Source organism: Streptomyces aureus, assembly GCF_000725495.1.
Classification (GTDB): domain Bacteria; phylum Actinomycetota; class Actinomycetes; order Streptomycetales; family Streptomycetaceae; genus Streptomyces; species Streptomyces aureus_B.
On sequence record NZ_JNZD01000004.1, the window covers coordinates 405,575 to 424,308 of the forward strand.

18 protein-coding genes and 1 pseudogene are annotated in these 18,734 nt (G+C 71.8%); 8 read left to right on the forward strand and 11 right to left on the reverse strand.

Annotation, left to right across the window (positions count from 1 at the left end; translation table 11 throughout):
* The first annotated feature begins 159 nt into the window (after positions 1 to 159).
* The 4 genes from IO36_RS07935 to IO36_RS07950 all read left to right on the forward strand — a co-directional run bounded on the left by IO36_RS07935 (position 160) and on the right by IO36_RS07950 (position 3,246).
* Entirely contained in the window at positions 160 to 840 is a 681-nt protein-coding gene (locus IO36_RS07935) for a DUF6445 family protein (protein ID WP_037617606.1), read from the forward strand.
* A gap of 206 nt (positions 841 to 1,046) precedes the next feature.
* Complete coding sequence (locus IO36_RS07940) at positions 1,047 to 1,406, forward strand: luciferase domain-containing protein (RefSeq protein WP_037617608.1); 360 nt, start codon at positions 1,047 to 1,049, stop codon at positions 1,404 to 1,406.
* A gap of 589 nt (positions 1,407 to 1,995) precedes the next feature.
* Complete coding sequence (locus IO36_RS07945; RefSeq protein WP_037618454.1) at positions 1,996 to 2,664, forward strand: TetR family transcriptional regulator; 669 nt, start codon at positions 1,996 to 1,998, stop codon at positions 2,662 to 2,664.
* Positions 2,665 to 2,871: 207 nt separating this feature from the next.
* Positions 2,872 to 3,246 (forward strand): Zn-ribbon domain-containing OB-fold protein, encoded by a 375-nt coding sequence (locus IO36_RS07950; RefSeq protein WP_245173189.1) that lies wholly within the window; start codon positions 2,872 to 2,874, stop codon positions 3,244 to 3,246.
* Between the two features lie 128 nt (positions 3,247 to 3,374).
* Here the strand turns inward: IO36_RS07950 and IO36_RS07955 are convergent, their stop codons facing one another.
* From IO36_RS07955 to IO36_RS07970, 4 genes are all read right to left on the reverse strand, one after another.
* Positions 3,375 to 4,181, reverse strand: a complete 807-nt coding sequence (locus IO36_RS07955) for a pectate lyase (RefSeq protein WP_037617611.1) — start codon at positions 4,179 to 4,181, stop codon at positions 3,375 to 3,377.
* Between the two features lie 40 nt (positions 4,182 to 4,221).
* Complete coding sequence (locus tag IO36_RS07960) at positions 4,222 to 5,199, reverse strand: pectate lyase family protein (protein WP_037617613.1); 978 nt, start codon at positions 5,197 to 5,199, stop codon at positions 4,222 to 4,224.
* Positions 5,200 to 5,570: 371 nt separating this feature from the next.
* Complete coding sequence (locus IO36_RS07965; protein WP_037617615.1) at positions 5,571 to 5,957, reverse strand: PPOX class F420-dependent oxidoreductase; 387 nt, start codon at positions 5,955 to 5,957, stop codon at positions 5,571 to 5,573.
* A 55-nt stretch (positions 5,958 to 6,012) separates the two neighbouring features.
* Positions 6,013 to 6,648 (reverse strand): HAD family acid phosphatase, encoded by a 636-nt coding sequence (locus tag IO36_RS07970; RefSeq protein WP_037617616.1) that lies wholly within the window; start codon positions 6,646 to 6,648, stop codon positions 6,013 to 6,015.
* Positions 6,649 to 6,944: 296 nt separating this feature from the next.
* Between IO36_RS07970 and IO36_RS07975 the strand changes: the two genes are divergently transcribed.
* Entirely contained in the window at positions 6,945 to 8,297 is a 1,353-nt protein-coding gene (locus IO36_RS07975; protein WP_037617618.1) for an NAD(P)/FAD-dependent oxidoreductase, read from the forward strand.
* Between the two features lie 205 nt (positions 8,298 to 8,502).
* Positions 8,503 to 9,888, forward strand: coding sequence for a S1 family peptidase (locus IO36_RS07980; protein WP_037617620.1), 1,386 nt, complete (start codon positions 8,503 to 8,505; stop codon positions 9,886 to 9,888).
* Between the two features lie 157 nt (positions 9,889 to 10,045).
* On the opposite strand, the gene IO36_RS07985 is transcribed toward IO36_RS07980, so the two are convergent.
* Entirely contained in the window at positions 10,046 to 10,237 is a 192-nt protein-coding gene (locus IO36_RS07985; RefSeq protein WP_037618458.1) for a hypothetical protein, read from the reverse strand.
* 75 nt (positions 10,238 to 10,312) lie between these two features.
* Positions 10,313 to 11,008 carry a L,D-transpeptidase family protein gene (locus tag IO36_RS07990; protein ID WP_037617622.1) on the reverse strand — a complete coding sequence of 232 codons (696 nt, stop codon included), beginning with the start codon at positions 11,006 to 11,008 and terminating at the stop codon, positions 10,313 to 10,315.
* Between the two features lie 179 nt (positions 11,009 to 11,187).
* Between IO36_RS07990 and IO36_RS07995 the strand changes: the two genes are divergently transcribed.
* Entirely contained in the window at positions 11,188 to 12,588 is a 1,401-nt protein-coding gene (locus tag IO36_RS07995; protein WP_037617624.1) for a pyridoxal phosphate-dependent decarboxylase family protein, read from the forward strand.
* Between the two features lie 138 nt (positions 12,589 to 12,726).
* Here the strand turns inward: IO36_RS07995 and IO36_RS08000 are convergent, their stop codons facing one another.
* The 5 genes from IO36_RS08000 to IO36_RS08020 all read right to left on the reverse strand — a co-directional run bounded on the left by IO36_RS08000 (position 12,727) and on the right by IO36_RS08020 (position 16,895).
* Positions 12,727 to 13,080 carry a VOC family protein gene (locus IO36_RS08000; RefSeq protein ID WP_037617626.1) on the reverse strand — a complete coding sequence of 118 codons (354 nt, stop codon included), beginning with the start codon at positions 13,078 to 13,080 and terminating at the stop codon, positions 12,727 to 12,729.
* Between the two features lie 60 nt (positions 13,081 to 13,140).
* Positions 13,141 to 13,944 carry an SDR family NAD(P)-dependent oxidoreductase gene (locus IO36_RS08005; RefSeq protein WP_037617628.1) on the reverse strand — a complete coding sequence of 268 codons (804 nt, stop codon included), beginning with the start codon at positions 13,942 to 13,944 and terminating at the stop codon, positions 13,141 to 13,143.
* A gap of 135 nt (positions 13,945 to 14,079) precedes the next feature.
* On the reverse strand, positions 14,080 to 15,006 hold the full coding sequence (locus tag IO36_RS08010) for an SDR family oxidoreductase (RefSeq protein WP_037617630.1): 927 nt from the start codon (positions 15,004 to 15,006) through the stop codon (positions 14,080 to 14,082).
* Between the two features lie 174 nt (positions 15,007 to 15,180).
* Positions 15,181 to 15,810, reverse strand: coding sequence for an MBL fold metallo-hydrolase (locus tag IO36_RS08015; RefSeq protein WP_037617632.1), 630 nt, complete (start codon positions 15,808 to 15,810; stop codon positions 15,181 to 15,183).
* The gene (locus IO36_RS08020) at positions 15,810 to 16,895 is read right to left on the reverse strand and encodes an S-(hydroxymethyl)mycothiol dehydrogenase (protein WP_037617634.1); all 1,086 of its coding nucleotides are present in this window, start codon (positions 16,893 to 16,895) and stop codon (positions 15,810 to 15,812) included. Before IO36_RS08020 ends, IO36_RS08015 begins: the two co-directional genes overlap by 1 nt.
* A 261-nt stretch (positions 16,896 to 17,156) precedes the next feature.
* Between IO36_RS08020 and IO36_RS08025 the strand changes: the two are divergent.
* Positions 17,157 to 18,509 (forward strand): annotated as a pseudogene (locus IO36_RS08025) (rhodanese-like domain-containing protein); the annotation flags it as partial.
* Between the last annotated feature and the right edge of the window lie 225 nt (positions 18,510 to 18,734).

An 18,734-nucleotide genomic window follows, 5' to 3' on the forward strand; every position in this document is an offset into this window, starting at 1 on the left:
ACTCGACTGCTCCGGAGGCTCGTTGACGGCCGATGTGAGCGCACCCGTTCCTCGCGAAGCGCGGGGTGCGCCGCTCTTGGGTGTTCCATGAACCGAGTTGGCGGAAGGTTGACCAATTCCCTGGAGATCGCTGGTCGACGCGTCTATAGGGTCGGCCGCATGCCCCCACAACCCCCCAGGTCACCGGCGTTGCCGGTGCTCCCCTACCGCAAGCCCACCCGTGATCGGGACTACTGGGTCTTCGACGACGTCCTGCCCGATCCGGATGCCGTACGGGCCCGTTGCGTCGACCGGGACGACTGGGCCAAGGGGTACCCGTACACCTCGGAGAGCTGGCCGGGCCTGCGGACGATGCCGGGACTCGAACCGGATGAACTGGCCCGCGTGGAGCGGCTGGTGAAGAAGGCGACCGGCGCCCGGGAGCTGTGGCAGCAGTCGACCCCGTCGGGCGCCACGCTCAATCACAACTGCGTCCAGGTCGTCGGCAAGGACGAGGGCGAGCCCCGCCCGCACACGGACTCCCGCGCCCTGTGCCGCTACGCCGCGGTGCTGTATCTGAACCCGAACGTCCCCAAGGACTGCGGAACGGCCTTCTTCCGGCAGGCCCTGCCCGGGGGCCGGCTGGGCGGCAACGTCGTCGTGGCGCCGCACAACAACCTGGTCGAGGCCCTCGGCACGCGCTTCGTCCCGCCGGACTCCTTCGTCGAGGACATCAGCGTCCCGCACCGCTACAACCGGCTGCTCCTGTACAACGCCAACCTGATGCACAGCGCCACGGGCTACTGCGGGACCACCATGGAGGACAAGCGGATGACCGCCGTCTTCTTCTGGATGGCCTGAGCGTCCGTGCCCCCGCCGGGCACCTCGGACCGTCGAGTGCGGCCCCGGACCGTCGAGTCCGGGGCCGCACTCGTGTGCCCGGGTCCGGTGGAAAAGGTTGAAGCGTCCTCGATTACCAGGCGAAAACCGGACATTCCACGGTGGTTCGGGGATGACATCCGCGCCAAGTTCTGGTGGACACCGGATGTGCTCGTCATGATGGGCGCATGACCTTGGCCTCCAGAGCCATGACACGACTGGCCAGCTGGCCGGACCTCGCGGAATCCCTGCCGAGTTGCGGCACGGGGCGCGCACTGTGCTCGGCGCAGTGCGAGATCGTCCACTTCCACTCCGATCACGATGTCGACCTGCACCTCACCGGCCGGGCCATCCGGCGCTTCGAGGACCAGCTCAGGACATCGACGGCCGTCCGTGTGGTGCCCGGCTCCCGCTGGGTGACCATCCATCTCGAGGTCGACTCCGACATCGACCTGCTGCTGACCCTGGTGAGTGCCGCCCTGCAGGCCCACCGCAACGGGCACATGGCGGGCGACGACATCTTCTCGGCCACCTGCAACGACCGCTGACCGGCCGGGGAGCACGGGCGGAAAGCCGTCGGGCCCCGGCACTCGTGCGGGAACGAGTACCGGGGCCCTTCTCACCGTGTCATCCGGGGGGTGATGACGCGGTGCGCCGGGCGCGGGCGCCCGTCGTGCGCCGACGGCGGGTGGTGACGGTGACGGCGACACCGTCTGCGCCGTCGGCGAGGGACGGGGCACGGCCGCGCCCACGATCGGCCGGGTCGCACGTCCGGCGGTCCCGGCGAGACCGCCCGGACGGGGCCGGCCCGCTCGCATCCGCTGAGGAGGCGGACAGCGGGCCCGGCCCGGACCACGGCTCGACCTCATCGTCGATCACCCTTGACGGGCTGTCAACTTCACCTCTGGCCAGGCCCGTTCCCGGGCATACACGATTCGGCCACATGAGGAACTCGGTGCTCCGAAGTGTGGGCCGCGCTCCTCGAGGAGAGGATACCGGGCAAAACCGACCAGGGAACTCAGTTCCCTCCCAGGAGCGCACCGAGTGCCACCACCTCGGCTTCGATGCTAGTTTCCGACCATGAACGAGGCACCGGGCCGCCACGAACCCGCCGACGCGACCACCGTCAAACCATCGATGCGGGATGCCCTGGTGGGAGCCGCTTTCCAGCTGTTCCTGGAGCGCGGCTACGAGGAGACCACCGTCGACGACATCGTGGCGCTCGCCAGCGTCGGCCGCCGCTCCTTCTTCCGCTACTTCCCGTCCAAGGAGGACGTGGTCTTCCCCGACCACGAGCGCTGCCTGGCCGACATGACGGCGTTCCTGGCCGAGGAGGCCGGCGCCGAGGACCCGGTGCGGCGCGTCTGCGACGCCGCCCGGCTCGTTCTGCGCATGTACGCCGAGAACCCGACGTTCTCCGTCCAGCGCTACCGACTGACCAAGAAGGTCCCGGGCCTGCGCGCCTACGAGCTGTCGGTCGTCTGGCGTTACGAGCGCGCCCTCGCGGAGTATCTGCGCGGCCGCTCCGCCGGGGCCCGGGCGGACACCCTGAGCGCCGACGTCGTCGCCGCGGCCGTGGTCGCCGCGCACAACAACGCCCTGCGCTCCTGGCTGCGTTCGGACGGCACGGGGGACGCGGAGGCGGCCGTCGACCGGGCCCTCGGATACGTACAGAACACCTTCGGCCCCCTGCCCGCCGCGCCGGTGCCCACCGAACCGGAGGACGTGGTGGTCGTCGTGTCGCGGCGCGGTGCGCCGATGTGGCGCGTGGTCCAGGAGATCGAGTCGGCCTTCGCGCGGGGCTGAACACCGGCCGTCCGCCGACGCCCTCTTCATTTTGAGGGTACGGAGTGCCTTTACGGGTGACACTCAGTGCCATAGCCTGTGGTCGTGCACGGCGTTCCGCGCACATCAGATTCCGGCCGAGCGCAGGGAGATGACATCGTGTACCACCCAGGAATCGCCCTACACCCGGGCCTCGACGCCTCGACGGACGTGCTCGACGCGGGATCCGTGGACCGTCTCGACGCCGCCGCGGCGGAACGCGCCGGGGACGTGCTGCTGTTCCAGCGGTGCAACTGGTGTGCCACCGCCATGTACAACCGCCTGCTGTGTCATGTGTGCGGGGGCAGCGACCTACGCACCGAGGCGAGCGCGGGCACCGGCGTCGTGCGCCACTCCACCGTGATCCACCGCAACACCCCGGCGGCCCGCAACGTCTCCCTCATCGAGATGGCGGAGGGGTTCACGGTCCGCGGCCGGGTCATGGGCGCGCCCGCCACGATCCACAGCGGCGACCGCGTCCAGCTCTCCACCGCCCAGGACCCGGTGCGCCGGCAGCCGGTGTTCCAGCTGATCGACGGCCCGTACGGCGGCGGCTGGGGCTGAGGACCGGCGAGTGCCGGGGCCCCCGTCCGCGCACCCGCGCACGGCGGAGCGGGAACCGACGGCCGAGCGCGGCCGAACGGACCGGCGTGCGGACCGGGCCCTTCGGCCGCGGGCGACGGCGTCGGCCGTCAGCCGTAGGTGATGTCGGACGTCGCGTACTTGCAGTAGGTGCCGTCCGGGCCGGTGCCGTTCTTGGTCGGCTCGGCACCGGTGTTGTTGCCGGTGTACTTCTGGCAGGGGACGATCTTCTTGCTGCTGTCCCCGACGATCCTGATGGACTTGAGCGTCGCGCTGTCGCCGTAGTTGGTGTTGATGCCGACGAGCCTGCTGCCCTTGTAGGTCGCCTCGATGGTGCTGAGGTTGATCGTCCTCTTGTACTGGGTCTTGCAGTTGCCACAGGACCGGACGAACGTGCCGAACGTCTGCACCGCGAAGTTGGACACGTTCAGCGTTCCGGCGCCGTTGAACTGGAACACCTTGTCGCTCGCCTCCTTGGCGCCCCCGCCGCTGACGGTGTAGACGTTCGAGGACGAGGAGCCGAGGAACGTCGCCGCGTCCTCGCCGACGTCCTCCCACCAGACGTTCTGCAGGGTGCAGCTGCCCAGGCAGTGGATGCCGTCGGCGGCCGGCGAGCCGATGATGACGTTCTTGAGGACCGCTCCCGCGGCCAGTTCCAGGATCGGCCCCTGGTCCTCGTCCTGGCTGCCGGTGCCCAGGTCGCCCGAGCCGTAGAGACGCTTCATCCCGTAGTCCTCGGTGCCGGACACCGAGATGGTGGAGGTGACGGCCTGGCTGCCGGTCGCGGTCGGCCAGGTGGCGGCGCTCGCCGGGGTCGCCGCCCCGTCGGCCAGGACCATGGCGGCCGCGAGGCCGAATGCGGCGAGAGCGCCGGTGAGTTCGCGCCGCCCGGCGCGCGGGCGTGCTGTTGAGGTCATGTCGCGATGCCTTCGTGTCGTGGGGGTGGTGAAGGGGCTGTCAGAGCTTTCCGGTGCCCGCGCCCGACGTCACCGAGGCGACGACGGTCGAGGCAGGCTCGGCGGTGTAGCTGTACGGCGGCTTCGTGAACGTGCCGACCTGGGAGATCTCGGTCGTGGCCCCGCCGAGGTCGTTGCCGGTGAGGTTGGCGTAACCGTCCACGTCGCTGTCGCGGTTCGTCGTGACGGCGACCGCCGTGCTCCGGAAGACGTTGTTCTCGACGAGCATCTGGGCGCCCATGCGCGAGTGCACCGCGGTGTCGGCGCCGACGACGTAGTTGTCGTAGAAGTGTCCGGTGCCGAAACGCAGGCTGGGGATGCGCGAGTTGACGTTGTCGAACCAGTTGTGGTGGTACGTCACCCGCAGGTGCCCGGTGTCCTCGCTCGCGTTGTTGTCGCTGTGGCCGACGAGCGAGCCCTTGTAGTGGTTCTTGAAGGTGTTCCAGGAGACGGTCACGTAGTCGGACGCGTGGGTGATGTCGACCAGACCGTCGTAGTAGTCCTTGCCGTGGTCGCGGTCGGACGAGAAGGAGTTGTGGTCGATCCACACCTTCGTCGACGCCTGCACGGTGATCCCGTCGGCGGGCGCGACCGGCTTGCTGATGTTCAGGTTGCGGACGACGACGTTGGTGACCTTCTTCAGCCGCAGTCCGCCGCCGGTGAACCCGGACGCCGAACCGACGCCCAGGACCGTGGTGTTGGATCCGATGTCGACCTGGCCGCTGAGCGAGATGAGACCGCTGACCTTCACGACCTTGGCCGTGTCACCGGTGACGGCGGTCTTGAAGGCCGCGAGCGTGGTGACGGTGACGGCGCTCGCGGCGCCGCCGCCGGTGGTCCCGGCGCCGTAGCCGACCGGCGCGGTCTCGGCGGCTCCGGCCGTCTGCGGCACGACGAGCGCCGTGGTGGCCGCCAGCGTGGCGGCCCCGGCCGCGAGCAGGGCGAGGCGGGCGCGTTTGCGTGGGGGGCGAATGCGCATGCGGGTGTCCCTTCGGAGTCCTTGACGATGGACATGTACACAGACAATGACCCTGTATGTGAACGCACGGGGCAGGGGAAAAGCGACTCACGGAACTGAACGCGAGCTGGACCACGGCGACTTTCCCTGGTGGGGCGGCTCAGTGCGCCGATGCCTCGTACACGAGATCTCACACGCGGGTCACGCTGCTGAACCGGAACGTAAGCGGTAAGCGCTTTCTAGTCAACGCCTCCGGCAGCGCACATCCGGCCAACTCCGGCCCGGGCACGCCCTCGTGGACCCCGGCGGACACCCGGCGGTGCGGCACACAAGCGAACGGGAGGGCGCCTAGGGCGCCCTCCCGGGACTTGGTGGGGATGCGGCGGACTACGTCATGACGACAAGGTGATGCGCAGGCCGACCGTGCCGGTCTCACCGCGGCGCAGACGGCTGCCCAGCAGGGTGAGCCGGCCCACCACCCCGTACTTGCGGGCGATGAGCTTGCGGTACCGGGCGGTGCCCGCCGCGTCGAGGATCTCGGCGGTGGCGGGGACGGGCTCGCCCGTCGGCCTGCCACGCACGTCGCAGGGACCGACGAGCACGTCGGCCCGGTTGCGGATGCGCTTCACCTTCCAGCTGTCCGCGACGGTCCAGGCGCCCAGCGCCGCCCCGTCCCGCACCACCCACACGGGCGTGGGGACGCCCGTACCGTTCTTGCGATAGCTGGTGATCAGCAGGTACTTGCCGGATCCCAGCGCGTCCAGCCTGGCCTCGTCCATGGCCGAAGTGTAGGCGCGCCGGGGTCCGGCGCAGCCGCCGGGCGAGCCGTCCGGGTCAGGACAGCTGACCGTCGTAGTCCGGCAGCTTGAAGGTGCGCTCGGCGTGACCGCCGACCAGGTCGGTGGTGTTGTTGCCGACGTTCGCGATGATCGTGTAGCCGAGGGACTCGATCTCCGCGCGCTTGCCGGTCTTGTAGGCGCTGACCTCGTCGAAGAGGTCCGGCAGGTCCCGGACGTAGAGCCCGTCGACCGGGTAGCCGACCGTCTTCAGGTTCCACTTGGTCTCGCTCGCGATGATGCCCGGACGGGCGGTCACGAAGAAGACGGCGACGCCCCGGGAGTGCGCGTAGCGGGCGAGCGCGAGCGAGGCCTTGACCGCCGGGGTGGGCAGCGCGTACCAGGGGTGGAAGTCGGTCTCCAGCGTGGTGTTGTCGATGTCGAAGACGACCGCGAGCTTCTGGCCGCCGGCGTCGGCGGTGCGCTGCCCGACGTACGGCACCGCCTGGTCGATGACGGCCTGCACGTCGCTCTGCCAGGTGGCGTAGTCGACCCCGGCCGCCGCGGAGGCGGTCGCGACCTGCTGGGCCGGGGCCGCGGCGGCGGACCCCGCCGCGGTGACGGACCCCCCGATCCCGAGTGCCACCACAGCCGACACCACGCCCAGCCGCCGCGCCACACCGTGTCTCGTCATCTTGTCCCCTTTTCTTGTCACATCTGTCGGTCGAATCGCATGAGTTGGTCGAGCCCACACATCACGACGGCGACGGTGCCCGGGGCCCGTCGCCACGGCGGAGATGATCCTGGCAGCGCGTGTACGCCGGGGGAAGAGGCAGTTACCGATCGGTAGAGATCGTGTCCGCCGTGCACCGGGATGCGCGCGGTGTACGTGTTCCGGCCGCATCGGGGTACGCGCGGTGCAGTGGCACGCGTCCGCGACCCGTGTGAGCCTGGGCTCGCGGCTGGCACCAGTGGAGAGAGGCTGCTCTGATGCAAGGACCGAACATCGTCATCGTCGGTGCGGGATTCGCCGGGGTCGAGGCCGCCAGAAGCCTGGAACGGACGCTCACCCCCGGCGAGGCCAGGGTCACCCTGATCAGTCCCACCGACTACCAGCTCTATCTGCCGCTGCTGCCCCATGTCGCCGCCGGCGTCGTCACACCCCAGTCGGTGGCACCCTCGTTGCGCCGGATCCTGCGCCGCACCGCGCTGGTGCCGGGCGGGGTGATCGGAGTCGACCCGCAGGCCAAGGTCTGCGTCGTCCGGAAGATCACCGGAGACCTCGTCGACCTGCGCTACGACTACCTGGTCCTGACTCCGGGCAGCGTGACCCGCACCTTCGACATCCCCGGTCTGGCGGAGGAGGCGCGCGGTATGAAGACGCTCGCCCAGGCCGCCTATCTGCGCGACCACGTGATCGCCCAGCTCGACCTGGCGGCGGCCACGCAGGACCACGACGAGCAGGCCGCGCGGCTCCAGTTCGTGGTGGTCGGCGGCGGCTACGCGGGCACCGAGACGGCGGCCTGTCTGCAGCGGCTGACGACCGCGGCGGCACAGCGCTACCACCCCCGGATCGACCCCGCCCTGATCAAGTGGCATCTGGTCGACGTCGCGCCCAAGCTGCTGCCCGAGCTCGGGGACAAGCTGGGCACGAGCGCGCTGAAGATGCTCGGCGAACGCGGTGTACGGATCTCGCTGGGCACGTCCGTCGCCTCCGTCACCAAGGACGAGGTCACCCTCACCGACGGGCGGGTGCTGCCGTCGCGGACGCTGGTGTGGACCGCGGGTGTCGCGGCGAGTCCGCTGGTCGACTCCCTCGGCGCGGAGACCGTGCGCGGACGGCTCGTCGCCGAGCCGGACTTCAGGGTGCCGGGACTCGACGGGGTGTTCGCGCTGGGGGACGCGGCGGCGGTTCCCGATCTGGCCAAGGGCGACGGCTCCCCTTGTCCGCCGACCGCCCAGCACGCGGCCCGGCAGGGCCGGCACGCGGCCAAGGTCCTGACGGCGAAGCTGCGCGGACAGCCGACCCTGCCCTACCGGCACAAGGACCTCGGTCTGGTCGTCGACCTCGGCGGCCACGACGCCGTCTCCAAGCCGCTCGGCATCGACCTCAAGGGCGCGCCCGCCCAGCTCGTGGCCCGTGGATACCACCTGTACGCCCTGCGCACGGGTGCCGCCCGGTTCCGTACGGGTGCCAACTGGCTGCTCAACGCCGTCGCGGGCGACGACTTCGTCCGCACCGGCTTCCTCGCGGACCGCAAGGGAACCCTGCGGGACTTCGAGCGCACGGACGTGTATCTGACGCGGGACGAGGTGACCGCCAGGACGCGGGCGATGGCCTGAGACAGTGTCCGACGGCCCCCGGAGGCAGCCCGACCGCCTCCGGGGGCCGTCCGGGTGTCCGGGCTCCCGACGTGAACCGGCCACCTCGCGCGAGCTCCGGGACGCGCTGAACGCGCGGGCGTGGACGCACGTATGAGGGGAGGGCCCTCGACCGGGGCCTCCGGCGTCGGGGACGCCGCTCCGTACGGCTTCGGGAGCCCATGCAATGAGGCACGCACGACGACGGATCGTCCGACGGGGGGCGCGCCTCGCGGCCGTCGGCGGGCTGCTCTGCGGAGGGTTCATGGTGACGCGCGCCATGGCCGCCGAACCGTCCGACGCGTCGCGCACGACGGCGAGTTCGGCGCAGGCCGCGGCGGACACGGGCGCCGGTCTGGTGTCCCGGCTGGGTACCGCGCGCACGGCCGGCAACTGGATAGCGGCCGACGGCCGCCCCGTCGTCGCGGTCACCGACGCGGACGCGGCGGACGCGGTGCGCCGGGCGGGTGCTCGTCCCAAGGTCGTTTCGCACAGCATGCAGGACCTCAAGTCCGCGACCCAGGACCTGAGTTCGGCCCCCCGCGTGCCGGGCACGGCGTGGGCGGTGGACTACACGAAGAACGAGGTGGTGGTGCAGGCCGACAGCACGGTCTCCGCCACCGACTGGAAGCGCATGACCAAGCTGGCCGACGGCATCGGCGACTCGGTGCGGATGCAGCGGACCCAGGGCACCTTCACCACACGGGTGAACGGCGCGCAGGCCATCTTCTCGACCGGCGGGCGCTGCTCGGCCGGGTTCAACGTGAGCAACGCGCAGGGTGAGTTCATCCTCACGGCCGGACACTGCGGCCCCGCCGGGTCGGTGTGGTTCTCCGACAACACCGGCAAGCAGCAGGTGGGCCGCACGGTCACCACGGCCTTCCCCGGCAGCGACTTCTCACTGATCCAGTACGACAGCGCGCAGCAGACCGGGGCCGGGACGAACGTCGTCGCGATCGGCGGCGGCAACGGCGTGCGCATCACCGGCGCCGCCGATCCGACCGTGGGGCAGCGGGTGTTCCGGAGCGGCAGCACCAGCGGACTGCACGACGGCCAGGTGACCGCGCTCAACGCGACGGTCAACTACCCGGAGGGGACGGTCACCGGGCTCGTCGAGACCACGGTGTGCGCCGAACCCGGCGACAGCGGCGGCCCGTTGTTCTCGGAGGGCATCGCGCTGGGCGTCACCTCGGGCGGCAACGGGGACTGCAAGAGCGGCGGTACGACGTTCTTCCAGCCGGTCACCAAGGCGCTCACCGCGCTGGGCGTGACGCTCGCGGGTCAGCCGGCGCAGGGCTCGGCCGGCGGCGCCCAGCAGGCTCCCGCCCCCTCGGCGACGGCCATGGCCTCGCAGGGAGGCGCGCCGGGTTCGGCGGCTCCCGGCGCGGTGGAGTCGGTGGGCGGGGAAGGGGCGGCCCAGACGTTCGTGTCCGAGCTCACCGACCCGCAGAACATCGGCCCCGGTCTGCTGGTCATCGGGGGAAGCGTCATCGCGCTGGTGGCGACCCGGTTCATCCGGACCGAGCAGGACCGCAACGCCTACCGGCGGCAGTACTCGCAGAGCTGGGGCTGAAAAAGCGCCCCGGCCGCGCTGCGCGGGGCCGGGGCGAAGAGAGTTGGGTGGGGAGCCGGTCCCGAGGACCGGAGCCGGCTCCGGGGCGCCGCTTCGCGGTGCCGAAGGTCCGAGGCGACGGCTCCCCGGGACGGGGAGCCCTGCCGGACGCGGAGGGTCAGGCGGCCCGGGTCGCGGAGGACGACGGGGTGGCCTTCGCCCACTCCAGGACGAGGCGCTGGTACTCACGCCGCTCGTCCATGTTCAGCGACCCACCTGCCCGGAACCAGAGAGCCCGGATCTCCTCGTTGACTTCGGCAGCGGATCGCTGAGTGTCGTTGTCAAGAGTGGTGCACATGGCGTGAAGCATACGGCCCTGGACGTGAAGATGATGTGAGTAAAGACCCATCGCACGACATAACGGACCGTGAAGCTCGTCACTCGCTCACGTGCCGGGCTTGCGCCCGTAGACGAACACGTCGTCACCGTTCCTGAGCAGCGACCAGTACTTCTTGGCCGTGGTCGGGGTCATGTTGACGCAGCCGTGCGAACCGGGCGGGTTCCACATGCTCAGACCCACCGAGTGGAAGGCCTGACCGCCGTCGAAGAACTGGCTGTACGGCATGGACACGTTGTAGATGCTCGAGACGTGGTCGATGTCGCGCCAGTAGATCTTCTTCAGACCGGTGCGGGTCTCGTAGCCGTCCCGGCCCGTGCGGACCGGGACCGGACCGTAGACGAGGCGGCTGCCGTCCTGGATCCAGCTGAGCTGGAGCGTGAGGTTGACGCAGGCGATCCGGCCCTTGTTCACGGGGCAGGCGCCGCTCCGGTTGGGGGTGCTCCCCACGGCCTTCTGCTTGTTCATGAGGTCCATCACGCCCCAGGTGACGGGACCCGCGTACCCGATGTTCGGGGTTATGCCGTGCTTGTTCTGGAAGGCCTGGATCGCCTTGCAGTCGGCGGTGGACTGCCGGCCGTCGACGGGTCGCCCGAGGAACTTCTCCACCTGCTTCTGGTACGGGCCCGCGGCCGTCGTACAGCTCGCCGCCTGCGCGGGCGCCGCCCCCAGCGCCAGGGTGAGCGGTGCCACCAGCCCGGTGAGTCCGAGCGCGACGGCTCCTCTTCTCCTTGTGTCCCCCATGGCGGACCTTCCTGTTCGTGTCCATCGCTTCGACGTCTACTAGACCGCGCTCGAGGGTATTGCGTTGTACGGCCGCTCAGACAGGGACGAAACAGTGACATTCCTCGCCGCTACGACTCGGGTCCACCGTCCCCGAAGTGGACCGCTCGCCGGGCGGATGTTGCTTCTAGGCTGCTGTCATGGACCCCGCGCTCTCCGACGACCTCGCCCGTCTCCCCGAACTCCTGCAAGCTGCCCGGGACTTCGCCGTCCAGGAGACGGGCGGCCTCGACCGGCGTCCCGTCGCCGGGCTTGCCAAGGCGCCCGCCCCCGACCCGCTCCCGGAGGAGGGCGCCGGCGCCGAGGACGCCCTGGCCCGGTTCGCCGGGCGCTGGGCACCGGGGTTCTCCGGCTCCGCGGGGCCGCGCTACCTCGGGTTCGTCACCGGCGGAGCGACACCCGCCGCGCTCACCGGGGACTGGCTGACGGGCGCCTACGACCAGAACGTGTCCGGCGCCGCCGGTTCGTCCGCGAGTGCGCTGGAGCACGAGACGCTGGGCTGGCTGCGCGAACTGTTCGGACTCGGCGCGGAGCACCACGGGGCGTTCGTGAGCGGCGCGACGGCCTCGAACACGGTCGGGCTCGCCATCGCGCGCGAGTGGCTCGGCGAGCGCCTCGGTGTCTCGGTGTCGGACGACGGGGTCGGGGCGCTCGGTCCGGTGGACGTGCTCTCCGGCAGTCCCCACTCGAGCGTCGCCAAGGCGCTGTCCGTGCTCGGCCTCGGCCGGGGCAGTCTGCGCCGGGTGCCGGTGCTGCCCGGCAACCGCGAGGCCGTCGACGTCGAGCGCCTCGACGCGGCGCTCGGCGCGCTGGGCGGGCGTCCGGCCGTCGTCGTGGCGAACGCGGGCACCGTGAACACCGTCGACTTCGACGATCTGCGGGCCGTCGCCGCGCTCCGGGAGCGCCATGACTTCTGGCTCCACGTCGACGCCGCGTTCGGCGGATTCGCCGCGCTCTCCCCCGCGTTCTCCTCGCTGGTGGCGGGCCTGGACGAGGCCGACTCCGTCTGTGTCGACCTGCACAAGTGGCTCAACGTCCCCTACGACGCGGCCGTCCAGTTCACGCGCCGGCAGGACCTCCAGGTCCGGGTCTTCCACAACGCCTCGCCCTATCTCGGACTTCCCGGCGCCGATCCCGACTTCCTGCATCTGACGCCGGAGAACTCCCGGCGGCTGCGGGCGCTCCCGGCCTGGTTCTCGCTGGCCGCCTACGGGCGCGCGGGGCACCGCGAGATCGTCGAACGGAACGTCGCGCTCGCCCGGCGTCTGGGCGAACGGATCTCCCGAGCCCCCGGGCTGCGGCTGCTCGCGCCGGTGCGGCTGAACGTCGTGTGCTTCACGCTGGCCGACGACCCGACCGAGCGGCGGGTGCAGGCGCTGGCCGACGCCGTCGCCGCCTCGGGAGAGGCGTTCCTGACACCGACCTGCTACGACGGCACCCACGGGCTGCGGGCCGCGTTCAGCAACTGGCGTACGTCCGAGGCCGACACGGACCGGGTCTTCGCGGCGGTGGAGCGGCACTGCGCGGGGCCGCGCCTGTGACGAGCCGGGGCGGCGGGGGCCGCACCGGGGGCTCCGCCCGCGTCAGGGGGTGATGCCTGGGTCCCGCGGCCCAGGTCAGGAGCTGACTGCCGGGTCCCGGGTCAGGCGGGCGGGTCAGGGGGATTCCCTGGTACCGGGTCAGGCGGGCTGCCAGAGTTCGATCCGGTTGCCCTCCGGGTCGGTGACCCAGCCGAACCGGCCGACGCCGTCCATGTCCTGGGTCTCCTGCGCCACGTCCGCTCCCCGGGCGCGCAGTTGCGCGAGCATGGCGTCCAGGTCGCGGACCCGGAAGTTGAGCATGGTCTGCTGGGCGGGGGACCCGAAGTAGTCGGTCCCGGACTCGAAGGCCGCGAACACCGTGGGCCCGGCGTCCGGCCGCCACAGGCCGTTCTCGTCGGCGTCCAGGCCCAGGCACTCCCGGTACCAGGCGCCGAGGGCCGCCGGGTCGGCCGCCCGCAGGAAGTAACCGCCGATGCCAAGTACGCGTTCCATGCGGCCATCCTGTCAGGAAGGGTGCCGTCGGGCCCGGCACCACACCCCTTTTCGCGCGACTCAGCTCCCGTCCTCGCGCTCGCCGCCGACCGCCTCCCTGAACCCCTTGTTGACGCCCAGCAGACCGCCGTCGACGCACAGGGTCGTGCCGGTGATCCAGGCCGCGTCCCGCGAGGCGAGGAAGGCGACGGCGGCGGCGATGTCCTCCGGTTCGCCGACCCGCCCGAGCGGATAGAGCCGGGACGCGGCGGCGAGATCGTCCTCGTGGCCCTCCCACGCCGTGGTGCGGACCGTCCCGGGCGCCACGAGGTTGACGCGCACACCCCGGGCCGCCGCGTGGCCGGCCAGGGTGCGGGTGAGCGACATCAGCCCCGCCTTGGCCGCGCTGTAGGCATGGTTGCCGAAGTCCTGGATCCCGTTGACCGAGCCGATCGTGACGATGGCCCCGCGGCCGGAGGCGACCAGGTGCGGCAGGGCGGCGCGGGCGCAGCGGTAGGCGCCGGTCAGGGTGATGTCGAGGTCGGCGGCCCAGTCCTCGTCGCTCTCGTCCTCGAAGAGCGGGGCGTCGGGGCTGCACCGGTAGGCATTGTTGACCAGGACGTCGAGCGAGCCGAAGGTGTCGACGGCGTACGCCACCGCGGCCTCGACCTCGGCCCGCCGGCCCACGTCGCAGCCGAACGCCTCGGCGCGCGAGCCGAGTTCGCGCAGCGCGGCGGCGGTCTTCTCGGCCGCGGCCACGTCCACGTCGGTGATCAGGACGTGCGCGCCCTCCGCGGCCAGGCGGCGGGCGGTCGCCGCCCCGATGCCGCGGGCCGCGCCCGTGATCAGAACACCGTGTCCCTCGAAGCGCCTCATCGCAGTCATGGCAGGGAAGCTACCTCCATGATCGCCGCAGCGACAGACGTCCGTCCGGACTCCAGGTCCCGGCTCCAGGTCCCGGTGCCCTGCTCCCTGGACGGCCCGCGATCAGCGCCACCCCTGCTCCCGAAGGGCCTGGGGTCAGCGGTACCCCGTGACGTCCGCCGGTCCCCCCTTGTCCTGCACCTCGACCATGTAGCGCCAGGCGTCCGGGCGACTGCCGTCCCGGTCGGTGAAGCCGTACACCTGGGCGAGCTGCCCGCTGGAGAGGGACTGCCCGTTCCAGCGCGCGCGTCCGGGGTCCGCGGCGAGCGCGGCGACCGCGCGCCCCACGTAGTACGGCGTCTCGGAGATGGCGAAGTGCGGCTCGCGCTCCTCGGCGTCGTGCCAGTTCTCCTCGGTCACGCCGAAGGCCTCCAGCATGATCTCCGAGCGCATCCAGCCCGGGGTGAGCGCCACGGCGGTGGCACCGCGCGGGCCCAGTTCGTGTCCGAGGGCGAACGCCATGCGCAGCACGGAGGCCTTGGCGATGTCGTAGAAGAAGGAGACCCGGTAGGTGTCCCGGTTGTACTCGGCGGTGCCGTCGGTCATCTCGACGACGAGGCCGCCGGGCGTGCGCAGCAGCAGGGGCAGCGCGTGATGGCTGGTGATCGCGTGGGTCTCGACGGCGAGCCGGAGCATCCTGCGGCCGTTGTCGAGGTCGTGCTCCCACAGGGGGGTGTCCCACTCGAAGAGTTTCTCGGCGCCCCAGATGTCGTTGACCAGGACGTCGAGGCGGCCCTGCTCGTCGGCGATCCGGGCGACGAGGGTCTCCACCTCGGCCGGGACGAGATGGTCGGTCGGGACCGCGATCCCGCGTCCGCCCGCCGCGGTGACGAGGTCGGCCGTGTCCTCGATGGTCTCGGGGCGGTCGTACTCCGAGCGCCGCTCCCGGGTGCTGCGGCCGGTCACGTAGACGGTGGCGCCGGCCGCGCCCAGTTCCACGGCGATTCCGCGGCCCGCGCCGCGGGTCGCGCCCGCCACCAGCGCGACCTTGTCCCGCAGTGTTTCCTGCGACGGCCCTGACATGTCCGACCTCCGTGCGCGTAGCGTCGTCGGGTCCCGGGCCCGTCCGACGGGAATCGCCGGACAGGCCCGAGCCCGTCTCTCGCTCCGAGCCTCTCCTAGAAGCCGGACATCTTCTGTCAGGTATCCGTCCGGCGTTCTCCCCGTGTCGCCGCGCCGGCGGCACGGGGTGCCGGGTCAGTGGCCGCGGGCGACCCACGCCTCCAGGTGGGGAGCCTCCGCCCCGATGGTGGTCGTCTCGCCGTGTCCGGTCCGTACGACGGTGTCGGCCGGCAGGGTGAGCAGCCGGTCGCGGATCGACTCGATGATCGTCGGGAAGTGGGAGTAGGACCGGCCGGTGGCTCCGGGGCCGCCCTGGAAGAGGGTGTCGCCGGAGAAGAGGGTGCCCAGGCCCGGGTCATAGAGGCAGACCGCGCCGGGGGCGTGGCCCGGGGTGTGCAGCACGGTCAGGTCGGTGCCCGCCGCCTCGATCACCTGGCCGTCCTGGAGCCAGGCGTCGGGCATGCGGTCGGGGTGGGTGAGCTTCCACAGCGGCAGGTCGTCGGGGTGGAGCCAGATGGTGGCCCCGGTGCGGTCCGCCAGGGCCGGGGCGGCGTCGATGTGGTCGTTGTGGGCGTGGGTGCAGACGATCCCGCGCAGCCGGCGGTCGCCCAGCGCCTCGGCGATCGCGTCGGCGTCGTGTGCGGCGTCGATCACGACGGCCTCGTGGTCGTCGCCGACGATCCACACGTTGTTGTCGACCTCCCAGGTGCCGCCGTCGAGCTCGAACGTGCCCGAGGTGACGAGGTGTTCGATGCGCGCGACCATCAGAACTCCACCACCGACCGCAGCACGTCGCCGTGGTGCATCCGCTCGAAGGCCGCCTCGATGTCGTCCAGGGCGATCGTCTCGCTCACGAACGCGCCCAGGTCCAGGCGTCCTTGGAGGTGCAGGTCGATCAGCATCGGGAAGTCGCGGGAGGGCAGACAGTCGCCGTACCAGGACGACTTGAGGGAGCCGCCGCGGCCGAAGACGTCGATCAGCGGGAGTTCGAGCTTCATGTCGGGGGTGGGCACCCCGACGAGGACGACGGTTCCGGCGAGGTCGCGGGCGTAGAAGGCCTGCTGGTAGGTCTCGGGGCGGCCGACGGCCTCGATGACGACGTCGGCGCCGAAGCCGCCGGTGAGCTCGCGGATCGCCTCGACGGCGTCCGTGTTCCGGGAGTTGACCGTGTGCGTGGCCCCGAGCTTCTCGGCGGTCGCGAGCTTGCGGTCGTCGATGTCCACGGCGATGATCTTCGCCGCGCCCGCGAGCCGGGAGCCCGCGATCGCCGCGTCCCCGACGCCGCCGCAGCCGATCACGGCCACGGTGTCACCGCGTCCGACGTTGCCCGTGTTGATGGCGGCACCGATCCCGGCCATCACTCCGCAGCCGAGGAGTCCGGCCACGGCCGGGGAGACCGACGGGTCGACCTTGGTGCACTGTCCGGCCGCGACCAGCGTCTTCTCGGCGAAGGCTCCGATGCCGAGGGCCGGGGACAGTTCGGTGCCGTCCTTCAGGGTCATCTTCTGCTTCGCGTTGTGGGTGTCGAAGCAGTACCAGGGGCGTCCGCGCAGACAGGCACGGCACTGTCCGCACACCGCACGCCAGTTGAGGATCACGAAGTCGCCGGGGGCCACGTCCGTGACTCCGGCGCCGACCGACTCCACGACCCCGGCCGCCTCGTGGCCGAGCAGGAACGGGAAGTCGTCGTTGATGCCGCCCTGCTTGTAGTGCAGGTCCGTGTGGCAGACGCCGCAGGCCTGGATCTTCACCACGGCCTCGCCGGGCCCCGGATCGGGCACGACGATCGTCTCGACGCGCACCGGCTCGTTCTTGCCCGGTGCGATCACGCCCCGTACTTCCTGCGCCATGTGAATGAGCCCTTCCCTAGATGGACCTTCCACCGACCGACCCTACGGGGTGACCCGCCGGTAGAAGGCCAGGTAGGGCGCGGCGGCCCCGGGCGCGGGTCCCCGGGCGGGCTCCCGCGCCGGGCCCACCGGCCCGAGGGGGCCTCGCCACGATCTCTCGGATACCCCCGGGGGTACCTCTGCTACGGTGGATATACCCCCGGGGGTAATTTTCACCGAGCCGGGAAGCCCTCGGGCTTCCCGCGGGAGAGGAGTGCGACCGTGTTCTTCGTCGACACCATCGAGGTGGCGGGCCTGGGCAACCGGAGCTATCTGGCGGGCGGCCCGCGTGCCGCCGTCGCCGTCGACCCGCCCAGGGACGTCGAGCAGGTGATCACAGCCGCCGCCCGTCGGGGCGCCCGGATCACGCACGTCGTCGAGACGCACCTGCACAACGACTACGTGAGCGGCGGACTGGAGCTGGCCCGGCTCACCGGGGCCGCCTACCTGGTCCCGGCCGGAGCCCGGGTCGCCTTCGACCGTGTCCCCGTGTCCGACGGGGACACGGTGGAGATCGACGCCGGGCTGACCCTGCGGGCGCTGGCCACCCCCGGCCACACCCCGCACCACACCGCGTACGTCCTCCAGGACGACGGCCGGGACGTGGCGGCCTTCACCGGCGGCTCGCTGCTCATCGGCACGGTCGGCCGGCCCGATCTGGTCGAACCGCGGCTGACCCGTGAACTGGCCCGCGCCCAGCACGCGTCGGCGCACCGGCTCGCCGCCGAGCTGCCCGACGACACGGCCGTCCTGCCCACCCACGGCTTCGGCAGCTTCTGCTCCGCCGGGTCCGCCGACGGTGACGCGACGACGATCGGACGTGAGCGCGCCGGGAACGAGGCCCTGGTCAAGGACGTCGACGCGTTCGTCGCGGACCTGCTCGCCGGCCTCGACGACGTGCCCGCGTACTACGCCCACATGGGCCCCGCCAACGCGCAGGGCCCGGCCCCGGTCGACCTGACACCGCCCGCGCTCGCCGACGCGGCGGAGATCGCCGCGCGGCTCGCGGCCGGCGAATGGGTCGTCGACCTGCGCAGCCGGCTGGCGTTCGCCGCGGGACACGTGGCCGGAGCCTTCAACTTCGAGGCGGACGGGCAGCTCGCCGTGTACCTGGCCTGGCTGCTGCCCTGGGGCAGGCCGGTCACCCTGCTCGCCGAGTCGCCGGAACAACTCGCCCGCGCGCAGCGGGAACTGGCGCGGGTCGGGATCGACCGGCCGGCCGCCGCCGCGGTCGGCTCGCCGGCCGACTGGGTGGGCGAGGACGCCCGGCCGCGCTCCTTCCGCCGCGCCTCCTTCGCCGCGCTGGCCGAGGCCTACGCCTCCCCCGCGCGGCCCGTGGTCCTGGACGTCCGGCGCGACGCCGAGCGGGCCGGGGGCCATGTCGCGGGGTCGGTGCACATCCCCGTCCACCAGGTGCGGGACCGGCTCGGGGAGATACCCGCCGGCACCGTCTGGGTGCACTGCGCCGGGGGCATGCGGGCCGCGATCGCCGCCTCGCTGCTGGACGCGGCGGGCCGGGAGGTCGTGGCCGTCGACGACTCGTTCGCCTCGGCGCTCGCATCAGGCCTGCCGATGGCCCAGGCCCCCTCGCCCGCCCCCGCTCCCGGCCACTCCGCGCATCCCGCGACTCCCGTCGCCCCGGCCGCCCCCGGTGGCAGTGGAACTCCCACGAGCCCGGCCGCAGCTGCGACGCCCGCCGCCGCCCCCGACAGCGGCCGGACGTCCACGGACACCGTCGCCGGTACGACCGACCCCGCCGGCCCCTCCGCCTCCGGGAGCGGCAGCGCGTTCGAGGACCCC

Excerpts from the sequence above, each read along its gene's own strand:
- IO36_RS07945 (WP_037618454.1), top strand. The coding sequence starts at position 1,996 with ATGCGGGATGCCCTGGTGGGAGCCGCTTTCCAGCTGTTCCTGGAGCGC.
- IO36_RS07955 (WP_037617611.1), bottom strand. The coding sequence starts at position 4,181 with ATGACCTCAACAGCACGCCCGCGCGCCGGGCGGCGCGAACTCACCGGC.
- IO36_RS08005 (WP_037617628.1), bottom strand. The coding sequence starts at position 13,944 with ATGACTGCGATGAGGCGCTTCGAGGGACACGGTGTTCTGATCACGGGC.
- IO36_RS07935 (WP_037617606.1), top strand. The coding sequence starts at position 160 with ATGCCCCCACAACCCCCCAGGTCACCGGCGTTGCCGGTGCTCCCCTAC.
- IO36_RS08000 (WP_037617626.1), bottom strand. The coding sequence starts at position 13,080 with ATGGAACGCGTACTTGGCATCGGCGGTTACTTCCTGCGGGCGGCCGAC.
- IO36_RS07960 (WP_037617613.1), bottom strand. The coding sequence starts at position 5,199 with ATGCGCATTCGCCCCCCACGCAAACGCGCCCGCCTCGCCCTGCTCGCG.
- IO36_RS07965 (WP_037617615.1), bottom strand. The coding sequence starts at position 5,957 with ATGGACGAGGCCAGGCTGGACGCGCTGGGATCCGGCAAGTACCTGCTG.
- IO36_RS07985 (WP_037618458.1), bottom strand. The coding sequence starts at position 10,237 with ATGCTTCACGCCATGTGCACCACTCTTGACAACGACACTCAGCGATCC.
- IO36_RS08015 (WP_037617632.1), bottom strand. The coding sequence starts at position 15,810 with ATGGTCGCGCGCATCGAACACCTCGTCACCTCGGGCACGTTCGAGCTC.
- IO36_RS07975 (WP_037617618.1), top strand. The coding sequence starts at position 6,945 with ATGCAAGGACCGAACATCGTCATCGTCGGTGCGGGATTCGCCGGGGTC.
- IO36_RS07990 (WP_037617622.1), bottom strand. The coding sequence starts at position 11,008 with ATGGGGGACACAAGGAGAAGAGGAGCCGTCGCGCTCGGACTCACCGGG.
- IO36_RS07980 (WP_037617620.1), top strand. The coding sequence starts at position 8,503 with ATGAGGCACGCACGACGACGGATCGTCCGACGGGGGGCGCGCCTCGCG.
- IO36_RS08020 (WP_037617634.1), bottom strand. The coding sequence starts at position 16,895 with ATGGCGCAGGAAGTACGGGGCGTGATCGCACCGGGCAAGAACGAGCCG.
- IO36_RS07970 (WP_037617616.1), bottom strand. The coding sequence starts at position 6,648 with ATGACGAGACACGGTGTGGCGCGGCGGCTGGGCGTGGTGTCGGCTGTG.
- IO36_RS08010 (WP_037617630.1), bottom strand. The coding sequence starts at position 15,006 with ATGTCAGGGCCGTCGCAGGAAACACTGCGGGACAAGGTCGCGCTGGTG.
- IO36_RS07940 (WP_037617608.1), top strand. The coding sequence starts at position 1,047 with ATGACCTTGGCCTCCAGAGCCATGACACGACTGGCCAGCTGGCCGGAC.
- IO36_RS07995 (WP_037617624.1), top strand. The coding sequence starts at position 11,188 with ATGGACCCCGCGCTCTCCGACGACCTCGCCCGTCTCCCCGAACTCCTG.